At 70.9% G+C, this 14,572-nt stretch carries 13 protein-coding genes; 4 read left to right on the top strand and 9 right to left on the bottom strand.

The window, feature by feature from the left end:
• The first annotated feature begins 90 nt into the window (after window positions 1-90).
• A complete protein-coding gene (locus tag ABZV77_RS26915) occupies window positions 91-2,157 on the top strand; it encodes an MFS transporter (protein WP_356261810.1) in 2,067 nt (688 codons plus the stop codon).
• Window positions 2,158-2,196: 39 nt separating this feature from the next.
• On the opposite strand, the gene ABZV77_RS26910 is transcribed toward ABZV77_RS26915, so the two are convergent.
• The 5 genes from ABZV77_RS26910 to ABZV77_RS26890 all read right to left on the bottom strand — a co-directional run bounded on the left by ABZV77_RS26910 (window position 2,197) and on the right by ABZV77_RS26890 (window position 4,765).
• Window positions 2,197-2,739, bottom strand: a complete 543-nt coding sequence (locus tag ABZV77_RS26910) for a GNAT family N-acetyltransferase (protein ID WP_356261808.1) — start codon at window positions 2,737-2,739, stop codon at window positions 2,197-2,199.
• 49 nt (window positions 2,740-2,788) lie between these two features.
• The gene (locus ABZV77_RS26905; RefSeq protein WP_356261806.1) at window positions 2,789-3,106 is read right to left on the bottom strand and encodes an antibiotic biosynthesis monooxygenase; all 318 of its coding nucleotides are present in this window, start codon (window positions 3,104-3,106) and stop codon (window positions 2,789-2,791) included.
• 113 nt (window positions 3,107-3,219) lie between these two features.
• A complete protein-coding gene (locus ABZV77_RS26900; RefSeq protein ID WP_356261804.1) occupies window positions 3,220-3,558 on the bottom strand; it encodes a hypothetical protein in 339 nt (112 codons plus the stop codon).
• A complete protein-coding gene (locus ABZV77_RS26895) occupies window positions 3,551-4,207 on the bottom strand; it encodes a hypothetical protein (protein ID WP_356261801.1) in 657 nt (218 codons plus the stop codon). The genes ABZV77_RS26900 and ABZV77_RS26895 overlap by 8 nt, the downstream gene beginning before the upstream one ends.
• 153 nt (window positions 4,208-4,360) lie before the next feature.
• Window positions 4,361-4,765, bottom strand: coding sequence for a DUF1992 domain-containing protein (locus tag ABZV77_RS26890; RefSeq protein WP_356261798.1), 405 nt, complete (start codon window positions 4,763-4,765; stop codon window positions 4,361-4,363).
• A 117-nt stretch (window positions 4,766-4,882) separates the two neighbouring features.
• On the opposite strand from ABZV77_RS26890, the gene ABZV77_RS26885 reads away from it, so the two are divergent.
• Window positions 4,883-5,275 carry an FHA domain-containing protein gene (locus tag ABZV77_RS26885; protein WP_356261795.1) on the top strand — a complete coding sequence of 131 codons (393 nt, stop codon included), beginning with the start codon at window positions 4,883-4,885 and terminating at the stop codon, window positions 5,273-5,275.
• Window positions 5,276-5,363: 88 nt separating this feature from the next.
• On the opposite strand, the gene ABZV77_RS26880 is transcribed toward ABZV77_RS26885, so the two are convergent.
• Entirely contained in the window at window positions 5,364-6,041 is a 678-nt protein-coding gene (locus ABZV77_RS26880; RefSeq protein WP_356261792.1) for an O-methyltransferase, read from the bottom strand.
• A gap of 255 nt (window positions 6,042-6,296) precedes the next feature.
• On the opposite strand from ABZV77_RS26880, the gene ABZV77_RS26875 reads away from it, so the two are divergent.
• On the top strand, window positions 6,297-7,376 hold the full coding sequence (locus ABZV77_RS26875; protein WP_356262682.1) for a serpin family protein: 1,080 nt from the start codon (window positions 6,297-6,299) through the stop codon (window positions 7,374-7,376).
• A 263-nt stretch (window positions 7,377-7,639) separates the two neighbouring features.
• Here ABZV77_RS26875 and proP read toward each other — a convergent pair whose 3' ends face one another.
• Window positions 7,640-9,025 carry a glycine betaine/L-proline transporter ProP gene (proP, locus tag ABZV77_RS26870; protein ID WP_356262680.1) on the bottom strand — a complete coding sequence of 462 codons (1,386 nt, stop codon included), beginning with the start codon at window positions 9,023-9,025 and terminating at the stop codon, window positions 7,640-7,642.
• Between the two features lie 550 nt (window positions 9,026-9,575).
• On the opposite strand from proP, the gene ABZV77_RS26865 reads away from it, so the two are divergent.
• Entirely contained in the window at window positions 9,576-11,567 is a 1,992-nt protein-coding gene (locus ABZV77_RS26865; protein WP_356261789.1) for a bifunctional glycosyltransferase 87/phosphatase PAP2 family protein, read from the top strand.
• Here ABZV77_RS26865 and ABZV77_RS26860 read toward each other — a convergent pair.
• Window positions 11,518-13,068 carry a hypothetical protein gene (locus ABZV77_RS26860; protein WP_356262677.1) on the bottom strand — a complete coding sequence of 517 codons (1,551 nt, stop codon included), beginning with the start codon at window positions 13,066-13,068 and terminating at the stop codon, window positions 11,518-11,520. The genes ABZV77_RS26865 and ABZV77_RS26860 overlap by 50 nt on opposite strands.
• Window positions 13,069-13,286: 218 nt before the next feature.
• Complete coding sequence (locus tag ABZV77_RS26855) at window positions 13,287-14,534, bottom strand: cytochrome P450 (RefSeq protein ID WP_356261786.1); 1,248 nt, start codon at window positions 14,532-14,534, stop codon at window positions 13,287-13,289.
• Window positions 14,535-14,572: the final 38 nt, after the last annotated feature.

The following is a 14,572-nucleotide window of genomic DNA, read 5'->3' as shown; positions in this document are numbered from 1 at the left end:
CCAGCGATTATGCAGAACCCTGCTTCAACAGGCCATAACGGGAGACACGGACCAGGATGGAAAGGGAAGACGGACTCCCAGGAGGTGTCCATGTCGCAGGATGCCAGCGCCCACCCCGCGGGGGAGGGGGCCCGCCCGGCCCCGGCCCACGTCGGCAACGGGCATCCGCCGGGAGGCGTACTGATCTCCATCGGCGCGCTGCTCCTCGGCATGCTGCTCGCCGCGCTCGACCAGACCATCGTCTCCACCGCGCTGCCGACGATCGTCAGTGACCTCGGCGGCATGGACCACCTGTCCTGGGTCGTCACCGCGTACATGCTGGCCGCGACGGCCGCGACACCGCTGTGGGGCAAGCTCGGCGACCAGTACGGCCGCAAGAAGCTGTTCCAGACCGCGATCGTGATCTTCCTGGTCGGCTCGGCGCTGTGCGGCATGGCGCAGAACATGCCGCAGCTCATCGGGTTCCGCGCGCTGCAGGGCCTCGGCGGCGGCGGTCTCATGGTGCTGTCCATGGCGATCGTCGGAGACCTCGTGTCGCCGCGCGAACGCGGCAAGTACCAGGGCCTGTTCGGCGCGGTCTTCGGCGCGACGAGCGTCCTCGGGCCGCTGCTCGGCGGGCTCTTCACCGAGCATCTGAGCTGGCGCTGGGTCTTCTACGTCAACTTGCCCATCGGGGTGATCGCGCTCGTCGTCATCGCCACGACGCTGCACATCCCGGTGCGCGGAACCCGGCACACCATCGACTATCTCGGCACCTTCCTCATCGCCTCCGTCGCCACCTGCCTGGTCCTGGTCGCCTCGCTCGGCGGCACCACCTGGGCCTGGGGCTCGCCGCAGATCATCGGGCTCGCGGTGCTCGGCGTGGTGCTCGCCGTGGCCTTCGTCGCGGTGGAACGCAAGGCCGCGGAACCGGTGCTGCCACTGAAGCTCTTCCGGATCCGCACCTTCACGCTCTCCGCGGTGATCAGCTTCATCGTGGGCTTCGCGATGTTCGGGGCGATGACGTACCTGCCGACGTTCTTGCAGGTCGTGCAGGGGGTCACGCCGACCATGTCGGGCGTGCACATGCTGCCCATGGTGGCCGGAATGCTCATCTCCACCACCGCGTCCGGCCAGATCGTCAGCCGCACGGGCCGCTGGAAGGTCTTCCCGATCGCGGGCACGGCCGTCACCACGCTCGGGCTGCTCCTGCTCCACCAGCTGAACGAGAACAGCGGCACCGGCGAGATGAGCGCGTACTTCTTCGTCTTCGGCCTGGGCCTCGGCCTGGTCATGCAGGTCCTCGTCCTCATCGTGCAGAACGCCGTCAGCTACGAGGATCTGGGCGTCGCCACGTCCGGCGCGACGTTCTTCCGCTCCATCGGCGCCTCCTTCGGCGTCGCGATCTTCGGCACGATCTTCACCAACCGGCTCGGCGGCAAGCTGACCGACGCCCTCGCCGGGCAGCAGCTGCCGCCGGGGCTGAGCGTGGACACCCTGGAGGCGGACCCGCGGGGCATCGCGCGGCTCCCCGCCGACCTCCGCCCGGACGCCCTGCACGCGTACGCCTCGTCGATCACGGACGTCTTCCTGTACGCGGCGCCGGTCGCCCTGGCGGCCTTCGTCCTCGCCTGGTTCCTGCGCGAGGACAAGCTGCGCGCCTCGGTGACGGCGCCCGACCCGACGCAGACGCTGGCCAGCAACCCCGTGGAGCGTTCGTCGTACGACGAGTGCGCGCGGGCGCTCTCGGTGCTCGGGACGCGCGAGGGGCGGCGTGCGGTCTACGAGAAGATCACGGAGCGGGCGGGCCACGACCTGCTGCCCGCGTCGAGCTGGCTGCTCCTGCGCATCGCCCGGCACGGCTCCGTCGAACCGGGCGTACTGGCGGAGCGCACCACGGTGCCGCTCACCGTGATCACGGCGGCCGCCCGCCAGGTCGAGGAGCGGCGCCTCGCGGAGCGGCAGGGCCTGGAGATGATCCTCACCGACCGGGGCCGCGAGGTCGCAGCCACCCTGGCCAGGGCCCGCGAGGAGTCCCTGTCGGAACTGCTCGGCGACTGGTGGAGCCCCGACCGCCCCACGGACCTGGTCCAGCTGGTCGAGGAGCTCAGCGCCGAACTGTGCGGCTCGGAGTCGGAGCGGCCGCAGGGCGGGGGGACGGTGGTACGTGCGGCGTGAGCGGTGAGGTGCCAGGCGTGCGACGTCAGGCGTGAGCCGTCAGGCGTTGGGCCGGGTCCCCAGCTTCTTGGCGAACCAGTGCTCGGCGTACGGCCGGACGGTCAGCGGCTCGGTCTCCTCGTACCCGTGCCGGGCGTACAGCGCGCGGGCCTCCACCAGGTCGGTGCGGGTGTCGAGGACGATGCGCTCGGCCCCGAGCGTGCGCGCCGCGTCCTCGGCGGCGGCGAGGAGGACGGGTGCGCCGCCCTTGCCGCGCATGTCCTCACGTACGAACACGCGCTTGAGCTCGGCGGTCGTGGCATCGAGCAGCCGCACCCCCGCCGTGCCGACGGGCTCGCCCCCGTACCGCGCGACGAGCAGCACCCCGTCCGGCGGCGCGAGATCGGCCCCCGTCTCGGCGGCGATCTCGCGCTCCAGCTCCTCGGGATCCGTGCCGCGCCCTTCGTTCAGCAGATACCAGCGGTCGCTGACCTCCGTGTAGTACGCACGCCAGAGCGCGAGGGCGACGGACGAGTCATGCGCCTCCGGACCGACGCTCCAGGAGGCGGTGCCGACAGGGACCACGGTGACAGGCTTGCTCATACGCTCATTCTGAGCCGACGCACACATCGCTCCGCAAAGGGTTTTGCGCCTACGCGCTCTTCGGGGCCGCCTGCTGGACGACCTCGAAGGACCACACCGAGGAGCCGCTGGCCGCGGGCTTGGGGCGGTCGCCGCCGCCTTGGTGGGCCGACTTCATCGGGCCCTCCATCCAGGCCTGGAACGACTCCTCGTCACGCCAGCGCGTGTAGACCAGGTAGTCATCGGTGCCCTCGATGGGGCGGAGGAGCTCGAACCACTCGAAGCCGTCGGAGTTCTCCACGGCGCCGGCGCGGGCGGCGAAGCGCTTTTCGAGGGTTTCCCGCTGGTCGGCGGGGACGGTCAGGACGTTGATCTTCACTACGCTCATACGGCCATCCTGCCGTACGGGGGTGTCGGAGCGGCGTGAGCCCCGGGGCCGTGGGTCCGGATGTCACGGAGGTCCGGAGGATGGTGGTCCCGGGGCTCGGTTCGGTGGTGCCGTTACAGGCGCAGCAGGCGTTCCGCCGTCTCGCGGTAGTCCTGCAGGGTGAGGCGGAGTTGTTCCGTGTCGCCGGTGGGTGAGGGCGGGGGCGGGGTGGCTTCCGGCGTGTGGGGATCGGCCGGGGTGGGGGCCGCGGTTTGGGGCTGCCACGTCGTGCGCAGGGTGCGGCGGCGCTCCGCGAGGGTGTGCGTCAGGTCGGCGATCGCCTCCTCCAGGATGCGGTCGGCGTTCTCCACGGCGGCACGGGGGCCGTCGACGAAGCCGTTGACCGCGTTCTGCAGGCGCAGCGCCAGCTTGTCGCGTGCGTCGATCGGGAAGAGAGCGGTCCCGTCAGCCATGCTGAACTCCCTTGGGGGTGATGCCGGTCGAGCGCTTGCGGGTGTCGTGCCTGCCGGTGGGTGTGGCGTCGGCGTCCGCGTCGGCCTGCTGCTCCGCCACCAGCGCCTCGAAGAGCGCCCGGGCCTCGACCAGGGCCGCGCGCATCTCCTCGGTGTCGGCGCCGGTCAGGGGGCCTGTGCCGGTCGTGCCGAGCGCCGTGCGGTGCACCTTGCGGTAGCCGTGCACGTGGTGGGCGTGGTGGACGGAGAGCGCGTCGATCTGGTCCTCGTAGTGACCGGCGTCGGGGAATCCGCGGGCACCGGCCAGCTCGGCGACGAGCCGGTCCGCCTCGGTCACCGCCTTGCGCGGGGAGTCGACGAAGTGCTCCTGGACCACGGTCCAGCGGGCCGTGTACTGCTCGCGTGCGGCGGGGTCCAGCGGCCGCGTACGCAGGGAACCGTGCCGCTTCACACGCTCGCCGAGGTCGCGTTCGGCGGCCTTGGTGTCGCCGTCGTGCCGGGCGACCGCGCGGTCGTACTCGGGTCCGAAGCGGCGCTTGAGGCCGCGCCTGCCGCCCGCACCCTGCTGCCTGCGGTTCAGCACGGCGACGGCGGCGCCAGCGAGGACGGCGACTACCACGATCAGGAGAATGACCATGAGTGTGGACATGGGTGGGTGCCCTTTTCGGCTCGGGGATCGGCCTGGGGCGCGGGGCCCGGTGAGGCCCCGACACCCGTTCCCCGGAACGAGTTGCCCGGAATCGGACCGCCAAACAGCCCGTGCACGGAGCAGGACCGTCCGGAGTCGCTGCCGAGGTGGGCCTCAGCCCGGATGGCGCTCCCGCCAGTCGCGGGCCACCTCGTCGACGTCGACAGGGGTGAGACCGACCGGCGGGCCGGGCGGCGGCGTGCGCAGTGCAGTGCTGATCTTCTCGTTGAGGTCCGTCACGAGCTTGCGCGCCATGCGTTCGGACGGCGCCTCCGCCGCCGCGGCCAGCGTGTCCTCGGCCTCCTTGCGCAGGGCGAGGGTGGGGGACATGTAGGAGAGGCCTTCGCGGGCCATCTTCTGCTTGACCCACCACATTTCGTCGTACGTGGGATTCGGCCCCTCGGGCAGCGGTTTGCCCTTGCCGGGCAGGGACGCGAAGTCCCCGCGTTCTTCCGCCTCACGGATCTGCTTGTCGATCCAGGACTCGAAGTTGACTCCAGGTGGCTTGCGCTCAGTCATGGGGTCATTGTCCCAGGGTGCTCGTGCGACTGCCCCGGGGCACTTAGGATGCGGCAGCGCGCGACACGTCAAGCAGGTTCGCGCCACCGTGAGTTCAAGGTGAAGGAGCGTGCTTACGTGCTGGAGCTGACCATGGCCTCGGTGTCCGGGGCGGACGCGGGTGCCACCGCAGGCATGCTCATGGCCGACGCGCCGAGCGAGCCGGGTGCGGTGCTGCGTGTGGGGCGGGACAGGAACGTGTGCCGTCTGGTGACGCCCGACGACTGGCTGTTCGTGTCCCGTACGCATCTGGAGTTCCGCTGCGGGCCCGACGGGGACTGGTCCGTGAACTGGCTGCGCGGCTCGAACCCCGATCCGGCCTCCGAGGTGCGGCTGGTGTCCGGGGGCGCGGCGCGGACCCTCGTGTACGGAGGGGCGGCGCCGCTGCCCAGGGGCGGCTCCGGCGAGGTGGTCATCCAGGACAGGTACGGGCCGCGGAGTGTGAACGTCGGGTACTACCACGAGGGTTGAGTGTGGCCGCGGTAGTTGTTTGGTGCTAGTTGCTAGTTGCTAGTTGCTAGTTGCTAGTTGCTAGTTGTGGGTTGCTAGTTGGTGGTCGTCAGTCGAGTACGCGGGCCAGCGCGAAGCCGTCGTACCCCTTCGTGCCCACCGTCTGCACCGCCGTGCCGGTCAGCTTGGGGTGCTCCGCGATGAGTTCGAGCGCGGAGCGGGTGCCGCGCACGCTCGGGTCGGTGCTGGTGGCTTCGGTCACCGCGCCGCCCCGTACGACGTTGTCGAGGATGATCAGGCTGCCGGGGCGGGTCAGTTCGATCGCCCACTCCAGGTAGCGCGCGTTGTTGGCCTTGTCGGCGTCGATGAAGACGAGGTCGAAGGGCTCGGGGTGCGCGGCGTGCTCGGCGCCGAGGGCGGTGAGGGAGTCCAGGGCGGGGCCGACGCGGACTTCGGCGATCTTGTCGAGTCCGGCGCGGGCGAGGTTGCCGCGGGCGACGGCGGCGTGCTCCGGCTTGAACTCGAGGGTGACGAGGCGGCCGTCGGCGGGCAGGGCGCGGGCCAGCCAGATGGTGCTGTAGCCGCCGAGGGTGCCGACCTCCAGGATGCGGCGGGCGCCCTGGACCTGGGCGAGGAGGTGGAGCAGCTTGCCCTGGTTCGGGGCGACGGCGATCTGCGGAAGTCCGGCCGCGTCGCTGTCGCGGAGGGCCGCGGTCAGGGCCTCGTCCGCGGGGGCGAGGAGGCCGGTGAAGTAGTCGTCGACGGAGTCCCACTGCTGCTGGGTCATGTGATCGTGAGTTCCCTTCGGCTGTTCTGTGGTGCGACTGTTCGACTGTCTAGTTAGTTTCGCTAAGGAGTCTACGGCGGGGTGCGGGGGCTTGTCAGCCGGATTCTCGGCCGGGTCGCCGGGTCGCCGGGGGCTTGGGTGTCGGTGTTGTTGTCAGTGGGGGCTCGCATACTGGGCGTTGAAGATCGGTGGAGCGGGTTCGGGGGAGATGGCGTGACGTACGGGGCTGCGGTGCACGGGTTTGCCGAGCGGTGGCTGCCCGAGGTGGAGCGGGCGGTCGAGGGCGACGGCGGGGCGGGGGACTTCGTGTGCTCGCCCGTCGGCATGTGGCTCGCGCTGGCCTCCGTCGCGGTGGGCGTGCGCGGGGAAACCGCCGATGAGCTGGGGGAGTTGCTCGGCGTCGCCGGGCCCGGGGCGGCGCGTGCCGTGACGGACGGAGCGCGGGCCCTCGCGGACACGGATGCGCTCGGCGTCGCCACGCGCGTGTGGAGCCGGGTGCCGGTGTTCCGGGAGTACGAGGAGGCGCTGCCGGACATCGGGTTCGGCCCCATGGATGCGGCTGCCGCGGATGCGTGGGTGAGGGAGGCCACGGACGGCATGATCGAGCGCCTGCCGGTGGTGATCACTCCGGACACCCTGCTGCTCCTGGTCAACGCGCTGGTGCTGAGGGCGCGTTGGGAGGACCCCTTCGAGGGGGCGGGTACGTCTGATGCCGCCTTCACGGATGCGGGGGGCGTCGAGCATCAGGTGCCCACGATGCGGCGGCCGGTGGGGGCGGGGGACGCGTGGGTGGTCGACGGGGGCCGTAGCGACCGTGTCGCGGCTCGGGTCGTCGAGATGCGGGGCGCGGCTCGGGGTGGCGGGGCGGCGCCGGTGCGGGTCCGGTTCGTCCTGGGGGAGCCGGGGGCGGGGGCCGCCGCCGTGCTGCCGCTCGCCTGGGCGTCCCGCGCGCGCCGCTCGGTGATCGACGCCGAGCAGGTCACCATGGCCCTGCCCCGCCTGTCCCTGCGGACGCGGACCGACGCGACCGATCAGCTGGCCGCGCTCGGGGTGCGGTGGGCCATGAGCGACGCGGCCGACTTCTCCGGGATGTCACCGGAGAGGCTCGCGATATCGCAGGTGGTGCAGGAGGCGGTCGTCCGGATCGCGGAGCGGGGGGTCGAGGCGGCGGCGGTGACGGCGGTGCCCATGGCGCCGGGCGGTGCGTATCGGCTGCGCCGGGCCGAGCGGATCGCCTTCGACCGGCCCTTCGGGCTGGTCGTCCTCGATGGCGCGGAGGAAGTGCCGCTGTTTGTGGCGTGGCAGGCGGGTTGTCCGGGCCAGCCCGGAGTGTGACCTCCGACGTTGCCCCCAAAGGGCGGCCGGTTGTACGTCGTCTGGCGGTGGGTGTCGGCTGGGTGCGCAGTTCCCCGCGCCCCTGGGTGGTCCTGCCTGCGCTCGCCGTTCAGTGCCGTTTCCCTGAGCGGGGTGGTCGGTTGTGGGTCGTCTGCCGGTGGGTGTCGGCTGGGTGCGCAGTTCCCCGCGCCCCTGGGTGGTCCTGCCTGCGCTCGCCGTTCGGTGCTGTACCCCTCAGCGGGGCGGCTGGTCGGGTTTACCGGTCAGGCCCCGCGCAGCGCCATCGCTTCCGATTCCGTTTCCACCGCCGGAGGCGAACCCGGCAGGGGCCTGCGGGCCGATTCCGTCATGTACCAGACGGCGATGCCGCCGATCACTGCCGCTGCCATCATGTAGTACGCGGGCATCATCTTGTCGCCCGTCGCGCCGATCAGTGCCGTCACGACCAGCGGTGTCGTGCCGCCGAAGACCGAGACGGAGATGTTGAAGCCGATGGAGAGGGAGCCGTAGCGGACCTTCGTCGGGAAGAGGGCCGGGAGGGCCGACGGCATCGAGGACGTGAAGCAGACCAGGAGCATGCCGAGCGCGCCGAGGCCCAGGGCGATCGCCCACAGGGAGCCGTCGCGGATGAGGAGGAGCGCGGGGATCGAGAGCAGGAAGAAGCCCGCGCAGCCCGCGGCGATGACCGGGCGGCGGCCCACCCGGTCCGTGAGCGCCCCCATGAAGGGCTGGGCGCACATCATCAGCGCCATGACGGCCAGGATGACCAGCAGCCCGTGCGTCTCGTCGTACTTGAGCTCGCTGGTCAGATAGCTCGGCATGTACGACAGCAGCATGTAGTCCGTGACGTTGAAGACCAGGACCAGGCCCATGCAGAGGAGGAGCGCCTTCCACTGGCCCGTGACCATGTCGCGCAGCCGCACCTTCGCGCGGGTCTGCTCGTCCTTGTGGGCCTTCTCCAGCTCGGCGGCGAACGCCGGGGTCTCCTCCAGCTTCATCCGCAGATAGAGGCCGATCAGGCCCATCGGGCCCGCGATGAGGAACGGGATGCGCCAGCCCCAGGAGAGCAGGTCGTCGGAGGAGAGCAGGGCCGTCATCAGAGTGACCAGGCCCGCACCGCCGATGTAGCCCGCCAGCGTGCCGAACTCCAGCCAGCTGCCGAGGAAGCCCCGCTTCTTGTCGGGGGCGTACTCGGCGATGAACGTGGAGGCCCCCGCGTACTCGCCGCCCGTCGAGAAGCCCTGCACCAGGCGGGCGAGCAGGAGCAGGATCGGTGCCCAGACGCCGATCGACGCGTACGACGGGATCAGGCCGATCGCGAACGTGCCCGCCGCCATCATGATCATGGTCAGCGCGAGGACCTTCTGGCGGCCCACGCGGTCGCCGAGCGGGCCGAAGACCATGCCGCCGAGCGGCCGGATCAGGAAGGCCGCGGCGAAGGCGCCGAAGGTGGAGAGCAGCTGCGCCGTCGGGTTGCCCGAGGGGAAGAAGACCTTGCCGAGCGTCACGGCGATGTAGCTGTAGACGCCGAAGTCGAACCACTCCATCGCGTTGCCGAGGGCGGCCGCCTTCACCGCGCGCTTCACCATCGCGGGGTCGGTGACGGTGACCTCCTGGGCCGCGGCTGCCTCTCCCCGCGGCCTGGGCAGGGGGGTGTCCGACGGCTCGGGCTTCCGTAGTGCGACGGGGGTGGCGCTCGCCAAGGGTTCGCTCGCCTGCTTTCGGTCGACGACAAGGACGAGGCCGCACCCGTAAACCGGGGCGGCCCGAAAAGCGACCATAGGTGCAAGGGGCATCATTACGGTCGGTGTCCGGTCGGCCGCACAGCGCCGCAAAACGGCTGCTGTCCAGGTCAAACGGCATTTACCCAGGTGGCAGGGGTTATGCACCCATGTGATCTTTGTCGCGGCCGGGCCCGGGAACCGCCGCGTCACGGGGGCCGAAAGCGTCGCGCCACGGGGCCGGGAACCGCCGCCGCCGAGTGGGGGCCCTGTTGGGCGCGTCGGACAAAGGCGATAGAAAGCGATGTGGCTGCCAGGTGAAATGGGGGTTGCGTGCGTCTCCATGTCGGGGACGAGAACTTCACATCCGAGGCGAGGAACGAAGCGGGCGGAGGGTCGACGGGGCGTGGCGAACGTTGAGCACAGGGGACCGGGCGATGTCTTGGGAGCGGGGCAGGCCGGTGGACCCGGGGCGCGGATGGGAGCGGCCCGTGTCGTCCTCTGGCTGGTCGCCGCCGTCCTCGCGATCCGGCAGATGGCCGTCGTCCTGCGCACCCCCGAGGGCGACCGGCTGACGGATCTGGAGACCTGGATCGGTCCCGAAGGCGTCCTGCATGTGAACGGCTCCTTCTACGACACGGACAAGTTCACCGGCACACCGTTCGCAGGCCTCGTCCTCAAGCCCCTCACCCGCGCGGGCGAGCAGGCGCTCGGCTGGATGTGGACGTTCGGCACGCTCGGGCTCGTCGTCGTGCTCGGCGTCGTCGCCGCCCGCGCCCTGCCGCAGCCCGTCGCCCGGCGCACCTCACTGCTCGCCGCCCCCGTGGCGGTCAGCCTGCTCATCCTGTCGCTGCCGGTGCGCAACACCCTGTACCTCGGCCAGACCAGCATCCTGCCCGTGCTGCTCGTCCTGCTCGGCCTCTTCGCCGTCCGCGGGCAGCGGACCTGCGGCGTCCTGATCGGCATCGGCGCGGCCCTGCAGCCGACCATGCTGCTCTTCGCCGCCCTGCTCTGGTTCACCGGCCGCAAGCGCGCCGCCGCGACCACCGGCGGCGCCTTCGCCGCCTGCACCGCGCTCGCCTGGGCCGCCATGCCGAGCGACTCGACGACGTACTGGATCCACCACCTGGCGGGCGCGGGCCTGGGAGCCAACCCGGACGCCAACGCCAACCAGTCGCTGCACGGCATGCTGCTCCGCGCCGGTCTCGAAGGCCCGCTGGAGATCGGGATCTTCCTGGTCCTGAGCGCCGCCGTCATCGCCCTCGGCCTGCGCCGCGCCGTGCGCTACGCACAGGACGGACAGCTGCTCCTGGCCGTCGCGATCACCGGCTGCGTCGCCGTCGCGGTGTCGCCGACCACCTGGCAGCACCAGCTCCTGTGGGTGCTCTTCGCGGTGGTCGGCCGGGCCGGAAAGCGCCGGTCGGACCGGTACATGTGGCCGGTGGCCGTCGTCCTCGTGTCGACGCTGCCCGCCAAGATGATGCTGCCGAACATGCCGGTCACCGAGCCGATCCGCGACAACATCGTGCTGATCGCGGCGCTCGCCGCGGCCACCGTCGTGCCGTTCCTGTCCCGGCAGCACCCGCAGTACCGCAGCCCCATCCCCACGGAGTACGCCGAGCCCGTCCCGGCCCGCTGGAGCCGGGTGCCGCTCGTCCCGTTCTGGCGGCGCGTCCTGGCCCGTCCGAACCTGCTGCTCGAACTGCTCCTGATCCGCGTCGGCTACTCCGCGTACCAGCAGGTCAGGCTGGCGGCGACCGGCGGCACGATCTCCGGGGGCCGGGCCGACGCCGAGCACCACGGCGAACAGGTGCACGCCATCGAGCAGTTCCTGCACATCGACATCGAGCACTGGTTCAACCACCTCACGGCGCGGACCGGCTGGATGCAGGACTTCTTCAACTTCTACTACACGTCGTTCCACTTCCTGGTGCCGCTCACCGTCCTCGGTGTCCTGTACGTCCGCAGGCCCGCCGACTACCGCTGGGCGCGCTCCGCGCTCGGCTTCGCGACGGTCCTCGCGCTCATCGGCTTCTGGGCCTACCCGCTCGCCCCGCCGCGCCTGATGCCGGAGCTCGGCTTCATCGACACCGTGCACGGCGTGCAGGACTTCACCCAGCCCGACTACGGCACGCTGACGCAGCTCACCAACCAGTACGCGGCGATGCCCTCGCTGCACTTCGGCTGGTCGCTGTGGTGCGGTCTGGTCATCGCGGTCATCGCGCCGCGGTGGTGGATGAAGGCCCTCGGCCTGGTGCACCCGTTCTTCACGGTCTGCGCGATCGTGGGGACCGGCAACCACTGGGTGCTCGACGCGGTGGGCGGCGCGGCCGTCGTGGGCGCGGGCTTCGGCCTCACCTATCTGCTGTCCGGACCCCGGGTGCGGCAGTCGCTGAAGGTGGCCACGGGCGCGGAGCCGGTCAGCGGCAGGTCGAAGGTCGACCTCGTGAAGGCCCGTACCCCGAGCTGATCTCGTAGGTGCCGGGTGCGGGCACCGACAGGCGCGTGAACTCGCCGTGCGGCTTCAGGCACGCTCCCTCCGCCCGGAGCCACGGCGAGTACACCAGGCGCAGGGTGACCGAGCCCCGCTTGGGCACCCGCACCACCATGTTCGAGCCGTCGGAGCGCACGACGGCCGCGGGCTCGGAGACCAGCGGCACCGGGTTCTTCACCCGGAAGATCTGCCAGTGCGCGTCCTTCCACACCGGCTTCAGCCACTTCTCCCCGCTCGCCACCAGCGCCGCCTCGTCCTCGGCGAAGCCGTCCGGCTTGCCCGCGGGCAGCACGACGTAACCGACGGCCCAGCGGTCGAGCCATGCGCGGTAGGTGGCCGCCGAGAACGAGCCGTCGTAGAAGAGACGGCCGCGCTCGATGTCGAGCTGGCGGTTCCAGCCGCGCGCCATGTTCACGTACGGGGCCAGTGCGGTGGCCTCCCGGTGGTTGCGGGTCGGGACGACCTCGACGCGGGTGCGGTTGGCCTCCAGGCGCTCCAGCTCCCGCACCACGCCGTGGGTGTCGACCGCCCACTTCGGCACCTTCGTCGACACCGCGAGGTCGTCGAAGGTCTTCTGCGTCACCCACGCGGATGACAGCACGAGCGCCACCGTCAGCGTGACCCTGCGGACCCGGGTCAGGCCCGGCACGAGCAGGGCGGCGAGCAGCACGGCGGGGCCGATCAGCTCCGCGAGCCGCTCGACGTTGGTGCCGATGGGGGAGGGGATGAGGTACGTCAGGACGGTCCCGACCGCGTAGACGGCCGCGCCCCACCGCAGCACCCGCCACTCGCGCGGACCCGCCACGATGAGGGCCAGGCTGAACAGCACGGGCGGGAAGATCCGGTCGAAGGGCATCAGGTGCTCGCCGGTGAACGGGAAGAGCACCGTGGTCGCCGCGACGACGACGACCGGCGGCAGGATCAGCGCGGCCGACCGCGCCCAGTCGCGTACGAAGAAGTAGCCCGCGCCCGCCACGACGAGGAAGAGCCCCGCGACGGGGGAGCCCATGGTGGCGAGGGCCGCGCACACCACCGCGACCACCGTGTGCCGTTGCCGGACCAGGGCGAGACAGGCCGCGAGCGCGAAGGCGAGGCCGAGCGCGAAGGTCGTGCGCCCCGATGCGACGTTGCACCACACCGCGAGCGAGGCGAGCACCGCGGGCCACAGGGGTCTTCGGACGCCGGTGCGCGCGATGAGGGCGGCGACCAGCCAGGCCCCCGCAACCCCGGAGAGCACCGTCACGGTCCGCACGCCGAGTGCGGCCATCAGGTACGGCGAGATGAGGCTGTAGTTGGCGGTGTGCATCCCGCCGTACCAGAAGAGGTTGTACGCGGCCGTGCCGTGCTCGGAGGCGAACCGCGCCCACGCCTCCTGCGCCGCGAGATCGCCCCCGCCGGTGGCGAGGAACGCCGCCCACACCACGTACAGGGGAAGGGTGGGGACGGTGGCCAGGAGGGGGACGCGATAGCGCCGCAGGAAAGGCCGGAGCGGTGCCCTCCGGCCGGTGGACGTGCTGTCGGACGGGGCGAGCGTTACGTCGGCAGAGGCCACGGCCACCGTTTCCGTTCGAGTCCGGGGAAGGCAAGGTTCACTTCCCCAGACGCCGGATGCAACGGAAACGTTGGTTCCGTAAATGTAATTGACCTGATAGGTCGCCTTATGACGCTCTATCGGCTCAGGGGCGGGGTGTCGGCTCAGGGGCGGGCGCTGACCCGGAGCTCCTTGACCCCGTTGAGCCAGGCGGAGCGGAGTCTGCGCGGGTCGCCGGTCAGGTGCAGACCGGGCATGGCGTCGGCGATGGCGTTGAAGATGAGGTTGATCTCCAGGACTGCGAGGGACTTGCCGAGGCAGAAGTGCGGGCCCCCGCCGCCGAAGCCGAGGTGCGGGTTCGGGTCGCGGCTGACGTCGAACTTCTCGGGCGATTCGAACACGTCGGGGTCGTGGTTGGCCGAGGAGTAGAAGATGCCGACCCGGTCGCCCTTCTTGATCCGCGCGCCGCCCAGCTCCATGTCCTGGGTGGCCGTGCGCTGGAAGGAGACCACCGGGGTCGCCCAGCGCACGATCTCCTCCGCGGTGGTCGCCGGGCGCTCGCGCTTGTAGAGCTCCCACTGGTCCGGGTGGGTCAGCAGGGCGTGCATGCCGTGGGTGATGGCGTTGCGGGTGGTCTCGTTGCCGGCCACCGCGAGCAGGATCACGAAGAAGCCGAACTCGTCGGAGGAGAGGTTGCCCTCGTCCTCGGCCGCCACCAGCTGGCTGACGATGTCCTTGGCGGGGCACTCCTTGCGGGCCGCGGCGAGGTTCATCGCGTAGGAGACGATCTCCATCGCGGCCTCGGCGCCGACCTCCTCGGTGATGGCGTACTCCGGATCGTCGTACGCCGCCATCTTGTTGGACCAGTCGAAGATCTTGGAGCGGTCCGCCTGGGGCACGCCGATGAGCTCGGCGATGGCCTGCAGCGGCAGCTCGACGGCGACGTTCGTCACGAAGTCGAAGGAGCCGTCGGGGCCCGCGTTCGCCAGCGCCGCCTCGACGATGGACCCGGCGCGGTCCCGCAGCGCGTCCTCCAGCGAGCGGATGGCGCGGGGGGTGAAGCCGCGCTGCACGATCTGGCGGACCCGGGTGTGCTCGGGCGGGTCCATGTTGAGCATGATCATCTTCTGGACTTCGATCTGATCACGGGTGATCGTCTCGTTGAACCGGATGATCGCGGTGTTCAGATTGGACGAGTACAACTCGGGATGTGTGGAGACGTACTTGACGTCCTCATGCCGCGTGACGGCCCAGTAGCCCGCGTCGTCGTAGCCGGAGATCCGCGGCGGCTGGGCGATCCAGCGCACCGGTTCCGTCTGCCGCAGCTGTGCGAACTCCGGCAGGGGTACGCGGTCTTGGAGCAGGTCGGGGTCGGTGAAGTCGAACCCGTCGGGCAGCGCTGGACAGGGCATCGGCAACTCCAGGCGTGGGCTGAATTCTGACGAACCAT

This window comes from Streptomyces sp. NPDC004732, from assembly GCF_040609235.1.
In the GTDB taxonomy this organism is placed as follows: domain Bacteria; phylum Actinomycetota; class Actinomycetes; order Streptomycetales; family Streptomycetaceae; genus Streptomyces.
The sequence above is the reverse complement of the archived record's forward strand: the minus strand, read 5'-3'. Positions and strand labels throughout refer to the sequence as shown.